Consider the following 16,170-nt stretch of genomic DNA (forward strand, 5'->3'; position numbering starts at 1 on the left):
TTTACCAGCCGAATCCATAGTCTTCCCCATGGTTACTCGACCCGCCCCAGAAGCTTCCGTGTTGCCAGTCGAAGTAAATGGCGTTGATCGGCCCGCTCGTTCTGGGTTGGTAACTTAGCTTGTAACCCATTTGTGCAAGTTCTTTTCTGGACCAGTCGGGCATAGCCTGATTTAAGATCAATCCGCCAGGCATTTTTTCATGAATTCCAAAGCTCCCGTACATCTGCAATGTCTTGAAACTAGGCGCTTCGGTTGATTCCTGAACGGTCATTCCAAATTCCACAATATTCAAGAAGAATTGGAGCAGTAACTGATCCTGTTCGTCCCCAGCTTGTTTGGCAAATGAAAGAAAGGGCTTTCCATCTTTCATAGCGAGGCTAGGCGTAAGCGTTACTCGTGGACGCTTACCGGGCTCGACCACATTAAAAGGATTTTCCTTTGCATCCAGCACAAACGACTGCATACGCTGGCTCAAACCAACGCCTGTGTTACCGGCAATGCAGGCAGGCACCCAGCCACCACTCGGCGTGATACTCACGACCCAGCCTTCCTCATCCGCTGCTTCAACGGAGGTGGTACCGGCAGTAAATTCCTTCATAAATTCATCGCTCGGGCCATTGTCATTCCTGTTAGTGGATGCGTGGAAGTTTCCCCAGGTTTTGATCTGATCGGTATATGGATTCTTTTTGCCTTCAAAAGGGTAGGGGTCGCCAGGCATGATCTTGGCGTCATTCTTTTCCCAGTTGATCTGCTTGATCCTTTCTTTTGCATATTCCTTGGAAAGCAGGCCTTTCATTGGTTCTTCGGGTGCAAAGGCCGGGTCGCCATAGTAAAAATCACGGTCAGCGAATGCCAGGTTCATAATCTGGTACAATGTATGCACGTAGCGGGATGAATTGTACCCCATACTTTTCAGGTCAAAATTTTCCAGCATGTTCAATGCCTGCAGCATGACCGGGCCCTGTGTCCATTGCTGCATTTTATATACTTCAATGCCTTTGTAAGTAGTCATCAGCGGCTCCTCGATTTTGACCTTCCAGTTTGCCATGTCCTGCTCGGTGATCAGCCCGCCTTGTTCCTGTGTGCCTCTTGCAATTTCTTTGGCGATATCTCCTTTGTAGAACCGGTCATAGGCAGCATAAATGGCTTCTTTGCGGGTCTTCCCTTTTTTTAATGTCTGTTGCTCCGTGTCAACGAGTTTTTGTAAAGTAGCCAACAGGTCCTTTTGTACGAATATTTCGCCGGCATCAGGTGCCTCTCTAGGTTTGCCCAAATGGGGTAGGAATACCTTTGTAGAGTAAGGCCACTTTTTGATTTCAGCCTTTTCGCGTTCGATCATATTCGCGGTTTGTCCTTCAATGGGGTAGCCTTCGGCCATTTGCATGGCAGGAGCAAGTACCTCTTTCAGGCTCATGGTACCGTACTCAGCGAGCATGGTCATCAGGCCGCCCGGAGTTCCCGGAGTCGTAGCCGCCAGTGGACCATATTCCGGTGGGTATTTCATCCCTTTGTTTTTATAAAACTCGGCGGTAGCGCCAGTTGGGGCAACACCCATCGCATTGATAGCGATCACCTTTTTTGTTTTGGGATTATAGATCAAAGCCTGTGTTTCGCCGCCCCAGCTCAGTACGTCCCACATGGTGCAGGTAGCGGCCAGCATCGCACAAGAGGCGTCTATGGCGTTGCCACCTTTGCTGAAAATCATCGCCCCTGCCGTGGCGGCCAAAGGTTTGCCGGTAATTCCCATCCAATGCTTGCCGTGAAGCGGTGGTTTTTGGGTTGTCACCGGGAAATTGTTGAATGACTGGCTTTTTGCCGCAAATTGCGCCGCGACGAGCAATAAAGAAGTGAATAGGAGCTTTATTTTCATAAATGTTTTGGTTGAGCGGCTTAGGATTTTTTATAAGCTAAATCTACAAAAGAAATGGCTTTTTTGTCCATTCGCTGCCCAAATTCACTTCGCAATTTCCTGCAAGACCTCGGCCAGATTGCTTATTCCCCAATGTTCCGCGTATTTTCCATCGCGCAGACGGATGATGTCGATTACTTTGATGACTACCTTTTTGTTGGATGCCGGGATACCCATAAACGTACCGGTATGGGTGCCATGAAATTCCTTTCGTGTAGTGACCTTATCATTTTCAGCAACCTGGTCAAGGATATTGACTGTGATATCGGGAAAACCCACACGTAACACATGATGTAAAAAATGAACCATACTTTCGGGGCCCGCTGCTCCCGGAGGTGCTGCGTGATTCACCAGATCGTCGGATACCAGGTCCGTAAAACATGCGGCATTACCTTGCTCAATGAACTCTTTGTTGAAACGTACGACTACTGCCTTGTTCTTTTCTAATGTATTTTCCATGAATCCTTTTGTTAAAAATGCAATGCAAAATTAACCGGGAGCCTCATGGTGGTGTTAAGGCTGATTGTTCAAAAACTATTGCAAAACCGTCAGATTCTGAGATTGAAAATCCTTTGGCGTGAGACCAAAAGTTTGTTTGAAGGATTGAGAAAAACTGGAATGGTTTTCATATCCTACCTTGTAATACACCTCGCTGGGTTTTTCCTGATAATGCAGCAGCAGGTTTTTAGCAATTTCCATTCTGCGCTGCAGTAACCACTTGCTGGGGCTGCTTCCGTATATTTTGAAAAACCTTCGATTGAATGTAGATGGACTGGTATTGCAAAGAAACGCCAGCTCATCTACCGTAATGTTGTTCTGTACATTCGTCTCCACAGCATTGCGAATTCTGAAATCGTCGAAATCTCTGGTCCTGTCGGTTTGGAAAGACAAGATTTCAGCTGGATATTTTTGCAGCAAATGCAGCATCAGCTCTTCGAATTTCAACAACTTCATTTCCTCCGAGATATCTCCGACAGAATCAAAAAGCAGGTTCAATGAATTGATATAGTTGAGTACGAAAGCATCTTTTTTGAAAGACAAATACGGAGCATGAACACCATCGTGCTTCACCTTTTTAACGAGCGCGGCATATTTGATATAAAAATCCTGCAAGACACTATTATCAAAGAAAATCAGAATACTCCGAAAGTATTCCTGCTTCGACAAATCCATTGAAGCCAGACAGTTGCCAGCCGACAGGAAGTGAAATTCGTCATCCTTTATATGCACGCTTTTATCTGCAAAATGCATGGTCTTCTCGCCACTGATCACCATACTGATCGCATTGGTGTGCATGATACTTTTCCCTTTAAACGAACCGATCCGAGCGAGGTAATGATGAAAAATGATCCGCTCGGGCTTGCCGCTTTGATTGGGGAAAATGTCCTGGGGAAGATGGTGGATTTGCATAGACGAAAGAACAAACCTATTTCTTTAAAACAAAGAACCTTGCATATAACTTCCACCCGGAAGTCCTAAAAGAGGGATCGCAGCGATTGTTTCGTATCGGGAGCCATTGATCAGTGACCGCCTGAGTAGCTTCATTTCATTAACCGGGAAAGAGGCCAGAAATTCTCTGTAAAGCCAGTCCATGACGGCCCTTTCAGTTTGCAAAGCGGTCATATTTCTGGCGATTGTGAAATGCGGGTCGTCGCAAAAATGATACTCTCCCGGCGCCCATTGCCTTACGTGGGCACCCACTTCATCTTTTAGCTTTTTTGCCAGTTCAAGTACATTGTCGGATGCATTTGATTCCAGATCTACATAGAAAGTGCCGTGTTCGTATTTGTTGAACTGCGTCAGACCTATTTCGAAGGGATCGATATGGCGGGCTACTTTCTCAAAACCCTGTACAATCCTGTCCACCTTGTTTTCATGGATGGTACATTTGAACAGCGTAAGGTGCGGAACCAGATTGGCCGCGTAGGCACAACCGTAATTGTCTTCAAAATACCTTTTGACATTATGAAGCAACGCTTCCGTGACTTTATCACACGAAAATACCAGCAGATATTCATACATGTGATGGCGGATACTGGCGAGTGTATTCCAGTGATTGTTGTTGATGTGAACGCGTTTCATGGTTATAATTATTGATGAAGTGTAATGACCCTGTAAAAATAATATTGTTATTTAAAATATCAAACATATGATCTCAAAAATATCAAAAATATTTTCACATAAACTACTGACCAGAAGCAAGCTGTGGGAAGCTTAGCATCCGTTTTGCCCATTCAGGGCCTGAGAATGGCGCTCGGCGCGAATCGGAATACATTGAAGATGATGCGGTAGTTATTGAATATACCGCTTCTTAAATTCGGATGGATTTTCACCCACTATTTTTTTGAAGAGTTTATTGAAGTATGACAAACTTTCGAAACCAACGGCGAAACATGTTTCAGATACGGTTTTGTCTTGCAAGAGATAATTTTTGGCCTGATTGATACGGTATTGATTGACAAAATCGGTGAAGGTCATTCTCGTGTTTTTCCTGAAAAACCTGCAAAAGGCTGCGGTGGTTAGATTAACCTGCTCGGCGATAAAATTGACGTCGGGGCTTTGGTCGAAATGGGTTTCCACATATTTGTAGATAGAATCCATACGATGCTGCTCCTTTTGGAGGGGCTTATTACCTGCGGGTTCTGCATTGAGAATATGGACATGATCGGTATAGGCAAGGAGTTTTAAAATATTCAGTAAAGACATCAGTTGCTCAAAATGATCCAGTCCAGGCAATTGTTTGAGCATTTCTCCAACCATTTGTTTTGTCTCTCCCGAAAAAGACAACCCGTAATGCGACTTTTCGAAAAGTACTTTGACTGACGATAATTCGGGAATGTCCAGAAAATCACGACCCAGAAAATTTTCCTTCATCTGGATAATGACTTGCTCACATTCCGTGCGTACCCCGTAGTCAAAGTTCAAATGCGGGATATTGGGACCGATAAAAACCAGATCGCTTCCCTCGTATACGGACGTGTGATCGCCGACATGCCGCGTGCCGCTCGTGCCTTCCACATACACGATCTCGTACTCGGGATGAAAATGCCAGAGAAAAGTGTCATTCAGGCCCGGTGTGAGCAATACTTTGAACGAACTACCTTGGTTGGGGACGATTTCCTCCCGGATAATTTTCATGATCTCGTATGAAAGAAGATGTCTGAATTTGCTTTAATGCTCTGTTAATTTCTAAATAATATCAATGGAGAGCAAATGTTGGTAATTGTAAAGGTAGATTACGGCCTGCCCAATAACATAACTTTGTTCTATTAATTCACGCTAAAATATTATTTGAAACAATGGAACATCATACCATGACACCCACAATGGCACCTGCCAATGCCCACAAGGACATTCCGGGCAATCCTTCTACTGCCAAGTCGAGCAATGTCAAATTGAATGATCGGAGCAACGGAAAACCGCTTCGTTTGCTGAGTGAGGAGGATTGGGATTTCTGGATCACGAATGGATATATTGTTGTGAAGGATGCTGTTCCGAAAGAACAGGTTAAGAAATTGGCGGATTTTTTGTGGGAATTTGAAGAAAAGGACCCGAATGATCCCGAAACCTGGTATGCCCCGCCACGTGCTGAGATGAAAATGAAGGAATTGACCAACACAGGTATGGTGGAGGTTTATAATCATCAGTATTTGTGGGACAACCGTCAATTTCCCAAAGTGCATGAAGCATTTGTGGATATCTGGGGTACTGAAAAGCTTTGGGTGACCATTGACAGGGCCAATCTTAACCTGCCACTACGCCCCGGATTTGATTATAAAGGCTTTATACACTGGGATTACGATCCGGAAACCAAGCCACAGAATGTCCAGGGTGTGCTCGCTTTGGCTGATCAGGACGATGAAAATATGGGCGGATTTCAATGTATCCCGGAGCTTTTCAGGACTTACGATACCTGGAAACTGACGCAGCCTGAGGATCGCAACCATTTTCAGCCTGATATCACTGGATTTGAGCTGGTGAAAGTAAAAATGAATGCCGGTGACCTGCTGATCTTTAATAGTTCACAGCCACACGGCATCCGGGCCAACCGAAGCGAAAATAAGGTCCGGCTGGCCCAGTACATTGCCATGATGCCCGCCCAGGAAGACGACGAAGAGCTGCGTCAATGGCGCATCAATTCATGGAGGGAACGGCAGGCACCCGAAGGCTACGCATTTCCTGGCGACCCAAGGAATTGGGAAAAGACAAAATATGAAACCGCCGAACTGTCGGAACTGGGCAGGAAGCTGCTGGGGCTGGATCGCTGGTGAGGGTTGAACTAGTGGGCGATTTTCTATAATAATATCATCGGGTTCGCGTTGGTTTTTGTAACCGCTAGCAAATAATCTTCAACGTAAATCTGAACCTTCATGAAAGCAAATCTTATGATTGCCTGCTGCTGCGCCCTTGCGTACACAGAAACTTTTTCCCAGCAGTCTATCAGAATTCCCATTGGTCAGCCCGCAAGCTTGACAATTGCCCCTGATGCCAGAAGCGCTGCGATGGGGGAAGCTGGTGTAGCACTGAGTGCCGATGCCAATGCGACCTATTGGAACCCGGCAAAGCTGGCAGTTGCTGACCGGGAGATTGGAGTTTCGGCATCGTATACGCCGTGGCTCGCGACGCTGACGGATGGTTCATGGCTTGGATATGCGAGCGCCTATAAAAAGTTGGGAGAAAAACAGGCCATTGGGCTTGCTGTTCAGAACTTTAACTATGAAACCGCTTACGCAAGTGGCCCAATTATAGATGCTACGGATTTGGTTTTAAGCGGAATGTATTCAAGGCAATTGGGACAGAATTTTTCTATGGGGTTAACCTTGAAATACATTTCATCCAATACTGGGAATACGATTATCAATGGAGCTCCCGTCCATCCCGGCCGAACCGTGGCAGGAGACATTAGTGCCTTTTATCATAAGCGCATAAAAAGTGAAAACAGCGGTGAAGATTTCAGTTGGTCACTCGGAGCCGTTCTCTCCAATCTGGGTGACAAGGTTAACTACGGCGGCGCGGGCGAGTACTTTTTACCCACGACTATCAAACTCGGTGGTGGTATTTCTTATACCGCCACGGGTAAACACAGGTTGAATGTGATTGCCGATCTCAGTAAACTGATGGTTCCGACACCTGACAATTTACAGAATCCAAATGCAAAACCTGTACTAAAAGGTGTCATACAGTCTTTCTCGGATGCTCCGGGAGGATTTCGGGAGGAAATGCAAGAAGTAACCTTGTCCATGGGTGCTGAATATTGGTATAACGACCTGATCGCAATCCGGGGAGGATATCATGGAGAAAACCGGAATAAAAGTAATCAGCGATATTTAACAGCGGGCGCTGGCGTTCGCCTCTTCAAAAACTACACAGCAGATGCTTCCTATCTATTCCCGGTTGACGCAGATAACCCTTTTAAAAATACATTCAGAGTTTCACTTGGTGCTTATTTTGGCTCAAAAAAAGGGTAATGGCCTTTTGAATTGTCATGATTAAAAGAGGGTTACTTTCGTAAGTAATGGTTTTGGTGATAGGTGTATCAGCTTGGTTTTCAGTTGACAGGGATTGTTCTTTTCAATTGAAACAGGATTTATACCGATCGATACAGGTTTTTTAACGTCCTGGAAAAATCAATTTTCGGCGAGGCTCTCTTTGTGACAATTTGCATTGCCATGAAGAATTTAATACTCGTTATAATTGCTTTTTTTCTACCTATTTTCCCCGCTACCGGTCAGCCGCATCGGGAGCAGGCTGATTGGAAGCTTGTAGAGCGGAAGGGAGACATTAAAGTATATGCCAAAGCTGTTGCGGATTCCAAGATCAAGGCATTAAAAGCGGAATGCATTTTGAATGCCAGCGCGGCGGAAGTAGTAGCTCTATTACTTGATGTGAAGGCTGCGGAAAAATGGGTTTGTCATACCAAATCATGCTCATTGGTCAGGAAAATTTCTGAAACTGAAATCTACTATTATACAGAAGTGAGCCTTCCGTGGCCGCTCGATAACCGCGATTTTGTAACCCATTTAACGGTTTCGGAAGATCCCGTGACCAAAATTGTGACCGTCAATGCACCCGCTGTTTCAGGTTGGGTACCGATAAAGAAAGGCATTGTGCGGGTCAGCCATTCCAAAAGTTCCTGGATTATCAAACCAATGGGCGAGGGGAAAGTGACCGTCGAATATGCATTACAGGTAGATCCCGGCGGACATATCCCGGCTTGTGTCGTTAACACGTTTGCTTGTCAGGGGCCTGTTGAGACATTTACCAATATGAAAAAGGAGCTGAGATCGAGGAAGTGAAACTCAAATGAAAATCTATCAAATTCTCACCTCGCCTATCCTATTAGCCATGACCTTTTTTGCTTACCGTGTGAATGCGCAAGTTGCAACAAACACGGAGCTCGAAGAAGCAAAAGAGGCAATTACCGCCAGTAATGAAATGGTATTATGTTCGACAACGGAAAATTTCTGGTACTCTGGAAAAAGACCGCCAAAGGCTGGAAAATGTACCGGGATTCGTTTAGTAGTGATAATAAGTGATCGACTAATCCGAGTGTTTCGCCATTTATCTTTTTTTAATAATGGTAAGGTTTTGGTCGGAGTAATAACTGAGAAGAGTTTATTAGATAAGGGTCTGTTTGTATTTATAGTGTATATAATCAGCGAATTCTTTTTTAAGATCTAAGTCTGATGGTATCCTGATGCCGGTCGACATGGTCTTTATGAAGGGAGAAATTTGAATATGTTCTCCTGCAACTTCGTTATCGGTTATAAGTGATTGTAGGTATAACTCAACAATTTTAGACAAGCTCTTTTTGTGTGTCCAGGCGTATTTCTTAGCCTTCTCAATTAGGAGCTTGTTCAGCTTTAACGTCAATTTTGCATTCATATCAATTTGTTCATGTGTGTAAAAACGAAATATGCTTAGGTTTTCAAAAACCATTTTTCAAAAACCCACATTACTTAATCAACCACACAGGCAGCTTCGTAATCCCCTCAATCTGAATGTTGCGATAGAAAACTTCGGCGCCTTCGGACTGGATTTGGAGTTTGCCTTTGGTGAGTGGCTGCTCCTGGCCGTCGACAATGTGCCGCGTTTTGGTAAGTAACATATTGACTTTTCCATTGATCACATGTAAACAGGTATCTCCGAAACAGTACAAATCCACCGTATTCCATTCTCCCGAAGGCTTTTCATTGTCAGGCGCTTTGAGAACAGTACGTCCGTTTGGCGTTTTATCCTGAAAAATAACAGGAGCGGCTCCGGGCTGGTAAACGTACTTGCCCTTTTCATTTTTGACTGCTGAAATATCAGTCAGTACATTCATGACGCCCCAATAATCGCCACAGTCGCCTTCCTGGATCTGGTATTCAAACGATTCCATCCACAACATCGACGTCCCATGCGCACCCACGCTGTGATACAACAGGCCGCTGTCCCGTGGCTGGTCGAGCTTGGGAGGCCATTTGAGCTGACCCCACTTAAATTCAAGGCGCAAATGATAATTCTCAAAATCGGCCAATGTATTAATGCCGCCAAACGTCTCGCCTGAAATCCGGATTGCAGGTTTTCCATCCACTTTGACGACCGAAAAAACGTGATTCGGATCATTGTTCAGGCCCAGTGCAGGTAGCTTTGGCTGGCCTTCCTTGGCGTAAGGGTGGTCGAGGTATGTTTGCCATCCGGCGAGATCCTTCTCATTGAACAAGGATTGCCAGACGCCATTTTGCAAAGGCTTTTGAGCAAAAACAGCAGGCAATGCAAACAGGAAAAAATATGCAACCAGCAATGACAGTTTCATATTGGTATGAATTTTTTGGATGTTTTGAAGTGATTGGGTTAATAATATTATCATTTATTTTTTATTATATTGGCCTCGTTCAAGTTAATGGAATGTAAAATTTCCAGATTGACGACCAATCCTAAACTAAAAAAGCATTCATTGATCATGGGAAAAGGCAAAGACCTATTTGGCTATTACAACGACCTGGCGAAGGAAAAGGGCCCGGACAGCGAGGAAAGCCATTATGCAGGAATTTTGTTTCAGGCGCTTCTGATGGTGGGTGAAAGAAAAACTTTTGAGCTGCTGGAAGAAGCAGACGAAAAAGGCAAAAAGCTTAAACTCGAATATCCCCCTGAAACCAAAAAGAAAAAAGAGCATCCAAGTGGCATCGTTCTGGTTTGATCTGATTGCTGCCTTCCTCTCGTCCACGGAGACGAGCAGATGGTCAATTATTAGGGCAACTTCGTGTAATGGAACAGTATAATTCGCATAGTTCGTGTAAATTGTATGTGAATTGTACCCAAATCCAAGCCGCGGCAGATGGCAGCCTTATCTTTTGGAAAAACAAACCAGCAGTGGTTTTTCAAATACAAATTGTACCACATTCCGTTCTGGTTTGTATACCATTATGTATGGTGGGTGGTCGCAATGGGTAATCCCTTCAAAGCTGCCTCCAACATTCTTTTTACACCTTTTTTTGTCAAATTCATCTTCTACCTGGTCTTTCAGGCGCTGGCGGTTTATTTCAACCTGTATTTCCTGATCCCGAAATTTCTTGAAAAAGGAAAATTTACAACCTACATCTTTTTACTGCTGCTAACGATACTTTGCACGGCTTCATTGATCGTGCCGGGCTACTTTCTGGGCGCCATAGTGGCGGAAAAAACGCCGGAGGAATTGTACGGCGGAGGTACCTACGACTTCTGGCACATGGTGACGGGCGGCCCGCTGTCCTCGACGGTCGCCAGCATTACATTTGCGATGAGCATTAAACTGGCCAAAAACTGGCTTAATACGCAGAGAAGGCAGCAATTACTCGAAAAGGAAAAGCTGGAAACCGAGCTTAATTTCCTCAAATACCAGTTCAACCCGCATTTTCTTTTTAACAGTATCAATTCCATATTTTTCCTGATCCATAAAAACCCGGATATGGCTTCGGCCTCGCTGGCGAAATTTTCGGAGCTGCTCAGGCATCAGCTTTATGAGTGCAATGATCATCAGATTCCGCTCGTAAAGGAGATTGGTTATCTGGAAAACTTCATCGAGCTGGAAAAACTTCGCCAGAATGAACACGTGAAGGTCACTTTTGAAGGAGAAATCCTGGACGGGCATCATTTGGGCATCGCACCATTTATCCTGATGACTTTTTTGGAAAATGCATTCAAACATGTTTCCAGGAACCCGGGAGACGATAACTGGATCAATATCAGACTGAGCCTGACCGGGCAGCAGCTGAATTTTTACATCGCCAACAGTACCGCACTTGACGAGTCGCGTGACGTGATCAACTACGGCGGTATCGGCCTGAAAAACGTCAGAAGGCGGCTGGACTTAATCTATCCTGGCAAGTATGGGCTGGATATTCAAAGAAATCAACATGATTTTGAGGTAAAATTCCAGGTAACCTTGGAAGAAAATGTCATCGCACCTGTCATGCAAATAGCTTGAACATCAATCCATTGAAATGATTAATTGTGTAATTGTCGACGATGAGCCACTGGCCCGGGAAGGGCTGGCGAACTACGTCAAAGAGGTTGATTTCCTGCAATTGGCTGCTACCTGCGAAAACCCGCTGGAAGTCATTAATGTAATGGATCAGCATCAGATCGACCTGATATTTTTGGACATTCAAATGCCGAAGATGAATGGTATCGACTTCCTCAGAAGTGTACAAAACTCACCAATGGTCATTATCACAACGGCCTATCCCAGCTACGCACTGGAAGGTTTTCAGCTGAATGTGATGGATTATCTGCTGAAACCGATCACATTCGATCGTTTTTTCAAATCCGCAAACAAGGCAAGGGATTATCACCGGCTGGTGGCGAAATCAGTGGCGGCGGATTCTCAGAAATCAGAACCCAAGGCCGATTATTTCTTTATCAAATGCGGCAGCAAATACGAAAAGATATTTTTCGAGGATATTCTTTTTGTCGAAGGAATGCAAAATTACGTGACCATTTACACCAGAAAAGGCAAGTATATCACACTTTTAAATCTCAAAAATCTCGAACAAAATCTCGATAGCCGCTCGTTTATCCGTGTGCACAAGTCCTATATGGTGTCCGTCAGTAAGATCGAGGGTATTGAGGGCAATGAGATTTTTATCCAGTCGCATCTGATCCCTATCAGCCGGAATTACCGCGAGCAAGTTATTGAGCAGGTCGTTAATAGTAAGCTGCTCGACAAAAATCGCGGGCTTATTTGACGTGGAATTCCAATGTCATGGTCGCGCCGGATTTTTGCGCTGTTTTCTTCGTAATATCCCTGTCAAACGGCCGGTTGATGTTATTACCAGCCAGGTCTTCCAGCCTTGTATCAATTTGTAGAGAATATTTTCCTGCTGTCCAGTTTGCAGTGGGAATGAACCGGGCAATGGTTTCTGTTTCATTAAACTGCCATTTTCCCGAAACGATCATCGCATTGTCGTTTTTCACCTTCATCGCCTCATTCAGCAGGCCGTAGTCTAGTGGTTCTCCAAAATTGATTTGCAGTGGATTGGAGGTATTGATCGCAGGAATGCCTAGTTTCCAATTCTTGGGCTCCGGCGACAAACTGTCCCGGGCAATGGTGACAAAATCTTTGGTATAAGTTTGGAAAAGTGAAGCTCCTTGCTGATCGTGCCATTGACGTGATACTACGATCTGGTAACCTCCATTTTTTGTCAACGGAGCGCCTAGTTTTTGATTGGGTATCAGGTCACGTTTCGTTCGGCCCGGATCGAGCCATAGCGTTAACTTCGTCCTGTCCTCATTCCAAAGTTCGGGTTGCAGGTTCAGAAACGCCCCGGCGACGGTATCCCGGCCATTTTTTACCAGCGCTACGTATTTGTCAGACAGCCCTTCCCGCATTGGCTGTGAGAAATGCATGTAAATTTTAAGCAGATTTTCCGGCAATGTGTCCTGAGAGGGATATATCGCAAGCAGTTTCGGGCTGTCCGCGATATCAGGTGCGGGGATCGAAAATGCCCCTACGCGTGCGCCTTTTGCCCACACAACATAATGCAACCCGCGCGTGAAAGGTATCAGCGGAGTGAATGTAACGATCCCGTTTTCAATCGAATAGTCTCCCAAAACAGCTGTAACTGCGGGTGTTTCGGGTTGCGTTTTAGTTAGTAGATGTATCCTGATCAGCTGTTCAATGGAATCAGCGGGCACTTTTTCGGCCATTCGCAGCGGAAAAGTAATCGCTACCGCTCTTTTGTCTTTCCAGGTAATGTCGATCGTGTCGGTTGCCGGGTTGCAAGAAAATAATGTATTGAAGAAAACAAAAAAAGTCAGGCCGTACATCACGCACGACCTGACCATATTAAGAGCTGATTTTTTACAAATAACGTTCACTGGAAATCCAAAGGTCAAGACTACCGTTTGAGCGGCGTTGCAGCAGTACCATTCGCGTATCGTCCAGCCTGTCCATCTGGATCACATTGGTTACGGGTAATGATACAAAATCGACACCGGCTGTGGCGAAGCTTTCCTCCACCGGCGTGGTTAAGGAACCCTGGTAGGTTTCAATGCTTTTGAATTTAACCTTGAAAACAGGCCGGGCCGAATTGGCCATCATTAAAAATGACTCATTGCCTTTTTTCATCGTCACCATGTCAATCGGCGAGTTACCGCTACCCATTTCGGCAACAGTTCTGCCTTTTACATGTGTTCCGGCTTTCAGTTCATCCATCGGGAACAGTACCAGCGGTGTGCAGGTATAGCTGGCTACGAGGTATTTTTTGCCACCGATTTCAGCGGTTGTAAATGTTCGGATTGGCGCTAATGTTTCGTATTTGCCGTGTGCAGCATGATAAATTTCAAGCGAAGCCTGATCCTGTTTGTCGGTAAAAGGAAATGGAATGCTCCTGAAAGTAGAATTGAAATCCTGACCGGAAAGGCCGCTTACCAGCAATTTGCCATCAGCAAAACCAATGTCCGAAATAGCAGAAACGCGAACGGAGTTACCTCTTTTGTCCTTTGCGTCCTCGGCAGGTACATTGTTAAGTATCAGGCTTGAAAAAGGTACGTTTTTGGTGCTCACAGCCTGGATTTTTTCTCCGTCAATTTTGAAAAGTACCGGCGTACCATCGCTATGCTGCACCGCGCAATACACACTTTTTGATACCGGGTTAACCGCAATGTCTTGAATGGTAATGTTTTGTGCTTCCGTTCCTAACAGTGCCGCGATCTTCTGATCGATATTCTTGATCTCCACAGCTGGTACCTGAGTATTGCCAGCATCCTTGGTATCCATCGCAAATACAGTCGCGCTTTTCGAGTCGCCGATAAACAACACGCCGTCCGGTCCGAATGTCAGCGCGCTGATCGATTTGATTTCAGGCGTACCGACAATAAAACCATATTTTCCGTGCGACAGGCGCGTGGTGTTGGCCAGCAGCACCAACCCGGCACCCATGACCGCCAAAACTAAATACATTTTTTTCATAGTCAATTCAGTTTAGTGATTGCGTAACGTGACTTTAAAAGGAATATGGTCGCTCATCCTACCCGTTCTAAATGGCCAACTTTTTTCAGAATAATTACATGTATTCGTCTGATAATCAATGTATATTATCGATATCGTATCAATGCGTGAATCTTAATGAAAATAACAGAGACGATTTGATTTTTGATATTATTTATCGATATGAAAAACAAAAAAAATGAAATGCGCGTTGAAATTATGACGGAAAATATCCTTCGTTGGAGTGAACACAATGAATTCTTATCAGATTAAAAAAATCAGGCGGGTCGCCGCTGTGCTGCTGGCCGCTGCAATAGTTGGAGTTTTATCTGCCCTGGTTGCTGACACACTCAAAGTAATTACCGAACATTACGAAGCACTTTTTCTGGGCGTACTGCATCAAAACCGCTTTCTGATCTTCATTATTCCGCTCATCGGGCTCAGTACCATTCATGTTTTGCGGTATTTTTTGTTTCATAATAAAGCCAATAAAGGGATCAAGGAAGTACTCGACACGATTAATAAAAACGGTAATACGCTACCTTCATACAAAATTTCTTCTCATTATTTCAATGGCTTGCTGACCGTGATTTTTGGCGGTTCCACGGGCATAGAAGTGTCCACGGTGGTGTCTACGGCAGCTATCGGCGCATTGTCCAGCAGGAAAGTGAGCTACCTGCGCAAGTACCGGACGGATCTCGTTTGTGCGGGCCTGGCTGCTGGTGTTACCGCGCTTTTCAATGCACCCGTGGCTGGTTTTTTGTTCGCCTTCGAGGTTTTTACCCGACGCAGAAGCAAGCTGCATACGATTAGCGTTGTGACGGCTATTCTTGCTTCCTATGCCATTACGCGGCTGTTTTTTTACAAACAGGTTTTTCATTTTAAAGTTACCGAATGGAATACATATGCCTTACCCTACATTGTTTTGCTGGGAGTGCTGGCCGGTCTTAATTCGGTTTACCTCACCAAAAGTGTATTATTTTTCAAGAAGTTTTTTGCCTCTTTTCACAACGATTACATCCGGATCATAGGCGGCTCGCTGCTTATATCTGCATTGATTTTCTTTGTTCCAAATCTTTATGGTGAAGGTTATGAAGGGATTAAGCATGTTTTCAGCCAGGTCAATGTGCCTTCGATGACGCTGATGTTACCGTTAGTCGCGGTGCTTTTACTAAAACCCATAGCCACTTCCGTGACTTTGGGCGCGGGTGGAGATGGCGGCGTATTTGCGCCCAGCCTGTTGATCGGGGCATTTCTGGGGCTGATCGTATGCGTGGTTTTAAACCATTACTTTGGCCTGGGACTGATTCCGGTCAATTTTGTACTTATTGGGATGGCGGCGGTGCTGAGCGGGAGCATTCACGCACCTTTTACTTCCATATTTCTGGTCTGTGCATTGGCCGATAATTATATTTTATTCATTCCAATCGTAATTGCCTGCCTGATCTCGAAATGGGTAGCACATGCCGTTTTTCCGTATTCGGTTTATACTTACCAGCCCAAAGTTGCATTGAAGAGGGCGGTTTAATTCATTCCCAAATCGCGTAGCGATGTAACAGTCATGCAAGCGAATACGATATTTGCGCCGTACTAAATGTTACATACCTGACGGCATTCAAAAATGGCTATGAACGGTGACGTGCTACCGATATTTCGTGCCTGACGGCACTTGACATTTTGCCGTTTCGGTGGCATTTTGCTTTTTGAATTTGCGCCAAAAATGAGCGACGTCATAGCCAAGATCTGAAATCGCGTAGCGATGCACCTCAGTAGCTACTTGACATTTTGCCGTTTCGGTGGCATTTTGCTT

The 16,170-nt window shown here is 45.0% G+C and carries 17 protein-coding genes; 8 read left to right on the forward strand and 9 right to left on the reverse strand.

The features are described from left to right. Position 1: 1 nt before the first annotated feature. From ON006_RS01210 to ON006_RS01230, 5 genes are all read right to left on the reverse strand, one after another. A complete protein-coding gene (locus tag ON006_RS01210; protein WP_244823287.1) occupies positions 2 to 1,870 on the reverse strand; it encodes a gamma-glutamyltransferase family protein in 1,869 nt (622 codons plus the stop codon). 84 nt (positions 1,871 to 1,954) lie between these two features. Then, positions 1,955 to 2,368, reverse strand: a complete 414-nt coding sequence (locus tag ON006_RS01215; RefSeq protein WP_244823288.1) for an ester cyclase — start codon at positions 2,366 to 2,368, stop codon at positions 1,955 to 1,957. A 75-nt stretch (positions 2,369 to 2,443) separates the two neighbouring features. Next, positions 2,444 to 3,319: a helix-turn-helix transcriptional regulator gene (locus ON006_RS01220; RefSeq protein ID WP_244823289.1), complete on the reverse strand. Its 876-nt coding sequence runs from the start codon at positions 3,317 to 3,319 to the stop codon at positions 2,444 to 2,446. A 24-nt stretch (positions 3,320 to 3,343) separates the two neighbouring features. Next, complete coding sequence (locus ON006_RS01225; RefSeq protein ID WP_244823290.1) at positions 3,344 to 3,991, reverse strand: 2'-5' RNA ligase family protein; 648 nt, start codon at positions 3,989 to 3,991, stop codon at positions 3,344 to 3,346. Positions 3,992 to 4,201: 210 nt separating this feature from the next. Next, entirely contained in the window at positions 4,202 to 5,047 is an 846-nt protein-coding gene (locus ON006_RS01230) for a helix-turn-helix domain-containing protein (protein WP_244823291.1), read from the reverse strand. Positions 5,048 to 5,208: 161 nt separating this feature from the next. Between ON006_RS01230 and ON006_RS01235 the strand changes: the two genes are divergently transcribed. The 4 genes from ON006_RS01235 (at position 5,209) to ON006_RS01250 (ending at position 8,590) form a co-directional block, all read left to right on the forward strand. Then, a complete protein-coding gene (locus ON006_RS01235) occupies positions 5,209 to 6,180 on the forward strand; it encodes a phytanoyl-CoA dioxygenase family protein (protein ID WP_244823292.1) in 972 nt (323 codons plus the stop codon). Positions 6,181 to 6,279: 99 nt separating this feature from the next. Beyond that, positions 6,280 to 7,377 (forward strand): type IX secretion system outer membrane channel protein PorV, encoded by a 1,098-nt coding sequence (porV, locus tag ON006_RS01240; RefSeq protein WP_244823293.1) that lies wholly within the window; start codon positions 6,280 to 6,282, stop codon positions 7,375 to 7,377. 201 nt (positions 7,378 to 7,578) lie between these two features. Next, positions 7,579 to 8,205, forward strand: a complete 627-nt coding sequence (locus tag ON006_RS01245; protein ID WP_244823294.1) for an START domain-containing protein — start codon at positions 7,579 to 7,581, stop codon at positions 8,203 to 8,205. Between the two features lie 7 nt (positions 8,206 to 8,212). Further along, positions 8,213 to 8,590 (forward strand): hypothetical protein, encoded by a 378-nt coding sequence (locus ON006_RS01250; RefSeq protein WP_244823295.1) that lies wholly within the window; start codon positions 8,213 to 8,215, stop codon positions 8,588 to 8,590. On the opposite strand, the gene ON006_RS32185 is transcribed toward ON006_RS01250, so the two are convergent. Beyond that, positions 8,528 to 8,848, reverse strand: coding sequence for a DUF6364 family protein (locus tag ON006_RS32185; RefSeq protein WP_374760234.1), 321 nt, complete (start codon positions 8,846 to 8,848; stop codon positions 8,528 to 8,530). The two genes, ON006_RS01250 and ON006_RS32185, sit on opposite strands and share 63 nt — an antisense overlap. Positions 8,849 to 8,864: 16 nt before the next feature. After that, complete coding sequence (locus tag ON006_RS01255; RefSeq protein WP_244823296.1) at positions 8,865 to 9,707, reverse strand: 3-keto-disaccharide hydrolase; 843 nt, start codon at positions 9,705 to 9,707, stop codon at positions 8,865 to 8,867. 87 nt (positions 9,708 to 9,794) lie between these two features. Here ON006_RS01255 and ON006_RS01260 point away from each other — a divergent pair, with 87 nt between their 5' ends. The 3 genes from ON006_RS01260 to ON006_RS01270 all read left to right on the forward strand — a co-directional run bounded on the left by ON006_RS01260 (position 9,795) and on the right by ON006_RS01270 (position 12,117). Beyond that, positions 9,795 to 10,091, forward strand: coding sequence for a hypothetical protein (locus ON006_RS01260; protein ID WP_244823297.1), 297 nt, complete (start codon positions 9,795 to 9,797; stop codon positions 10,089 to 10,091). Between the two features lie 138 nt (positions 10,092 to 10,229). Further along, positions 10,230 to 11,357, forward strand: a complete 1,128-nt coding sequence (locus tag ON006_RS01265; protein WP_244823298.1) for a sensor histidine kinase — start codon at positions 10,230 to 10,232, stop codon at positions 11,355 to 11,357. 16 nt (positions 11,358 to 11,373) lie between these two features. Continuing rightward, positions 11,374 to 12,117 carry a LytR/AlgR family response regulator transcription factor gene (locus ON006_RS01270; RefSeq protein WP_244823299.1) on the forward strand — a complete coding sequence of 248 codons (744 nt, stop codon included), beginning with the start codon at positions 11,374 to 11,376 and terminating at the stop codon, positions 12,115 to 12,117. Here ON006_RS01270 and ON006_RS01275 read toward each other — a convergent pair. Both ON006_RS01275 and ON006_RS01280 read right to left on the reverse strand, forming a co-directional pair. Then, positions 12,110 to 13,216, reverse strand: a complete 1,107-nt coding sequence (locus ON006_RS01275) for an Ig-like domain-containing domain (RefSeq protein WP_244823300.1) — start codon at positions 13,214 to 13,216, stop codon at positions 12,110 to 12,112. The two genes, ON006_RS01270 and ON006_RS01275, sit on opposite strands and share 8 nt — an antisense overlap. 16 nt (positions 13,217 to 13,232) lie before the next feature. Next, positions 13,233 to 14,342: a hypothetical protein gene (locus ON006_RS01280; protein WP_244823301.1), complete on the reverse strand. Its 1,110-nt coding sequence runs from the start codon at positions 14,340 to 14,342 to the stop codon at positions 13,233 to 13,235. A gap of 271 nt (positions 14,343 to 14,613) precedes the next feature. Here ON006_RS01280 and ON006_RS01285 point away from each other — a divergent pair, with 271 nt between their 5' ends. Further along, the gene (locus tag ON006_RS01285; RefSeq protein ID WP_244823302.1) at positions 14,614 to 15,888 is read left to right on the forward strand and encodes a chloride channel protein; all 1,275 of its coding nucleotides are present in this window, start codon (positions 14,614 to 14,616) and stop codon (positions 15,886 to 15,888) included. The last annotated feature ends 282 nt before the right edge of the window (positions 15,889 to 16,170 follow it).

This window comes from Dyadobacter pollutisoli (assembly GCF_026625565.1).
Taxonomy (GTDB): Bacteria; Bacteroidota; Bacteroidia; order Cytophagales; family Spirosomataceae; genus Dyadobacter; species Dyadobacter pollutisoli.

What these genes read in the sequence shown, in the direction of transcription:
- ON006_RS01275 (WP_244823300.1), bottom strand. Translation starts at nt 13,216, where the DNA reads ATGGTCAGGTCGTGCGTGATGTACGGCCTGACTTTTTTTGTTTTCTTC.
- ON006_RS01260 (WP_244823297.1), top strand. Translation starts at nt 9,795, where the DNA reads ATGGAATGTAAAATTTCCAGATTGACGACCAATCCTAAACTAAAAAAG.
- ON006_RS01280 (WP_244823301.1), bottom strand. Translation starts at nt 14,342, where the DNA reads ATGAAAAAAATGTATTTAGTTTTGGCGGTCATGGGTGCCGGGTTGGTG.
- ON006_RS01215 (WP_244823288.1), bottom strand. Translation starts at nt 2,368, where the DNA reads ATGGAAAATACATTAGAAAAGAACAAGGCAGTAGTCGTACGTTTCAAC.
- ON006_RS01265 (WP_244823298.1), top strand. Translation starts at nt 10,230, where the DNA reads ATGGCAGCCTTATCTTTTGGAAAAACAAACCAGCAGTGGTTTTTCAAA.
- ON006_RS01285 (WP_244823302.1), top strand. Translation starts at nt 14,614, where the DNA reads ATGAATTCTTATCAGATTAAAAAAATCAGGCGGGTCGCCGCTGTGCTG.
- ON006_RS01210 (WP_244823287.1), bottom strand. Translation starts at nt 1,870, where the DNA reads ATGAAAATAAAGCTCCTATTCACTTCTTTATTGCTCGTCGCGGCGCAA.
- porV (WP_244823293.1), top strand. Translation starts at nt 6,280, where the DNA reads ATGAAAGCAAATCTTATGATTGCCTGCTGCTGCGCCCTTGCGTACACA.
- ON006_RS01235 (WP_244823292.1), top strand. Translation starts at nt 5,209, where the DNA reads ATGGAACATCATACCATGACACCCACAATGGCACCTGCCAATGCCCAC.
- ON006_RS01220 (WP_244823289.1), bottom strand. Translation starts at nt 3,319, where the DNA reads ATGCAAATCCACCATCTTCCCCAGGACATTTTCCCCAATCAAAGCGGC.
- ON006_RS01230 (WP_244823291.1), bottom strand. Translation starts at nt 5,047, where the DNA reads ATGAAAATTATCCGGGAGGAAATCGTCCCCAACCAAGGTAGTTCGTTC.
- ON006_RS01245 (WP_244823294.1), top strand. Translation starts at nt 7,579, where the DNA reads ATGAAGAATTTAATACTCGTTATAATTGCTTTTTTTCTACCTATTTTC.
- ON006_RS01250 (WP_244823295.1), top strand. Translation starts at nt 8,213, where the DNA reads ATGAAAATCTATCAAATTCTCACCTCGCCTATCCTATTAGCCATGACC.
- ON006_RS01225 (WP_244823290.1), bottom strand. Translation starts at nt 3,991, where the DNA reads ATGAAACGCGTTCACATCAACAACAATCACTGGAATACACTCGCCAGT.
- ON006_RS01255 (WP_244823296.1), bottom strand. Translation starts at nt 9,707, where the DNA reads ATGAAACTGTCATTGCTGGTTGCATATTTTTTCCTGTTTGCATTGCCT.
- ON006_RS32185 (WP_374760234.1), bottom strand. Translation starts at nt 8,848, where the DNA reads ATGGTTTTTGAAAACCTAAGCATATTTCGTTTTTACACACATGAACAA.
- ON006_RS01270 (WP_244823299.1), top strand. Translation starts at nt 11,374, where the DNA reads ATGATTAATTGTGTAATTGTCGACGATGAGCCACTGGCCCGGGAAGGG.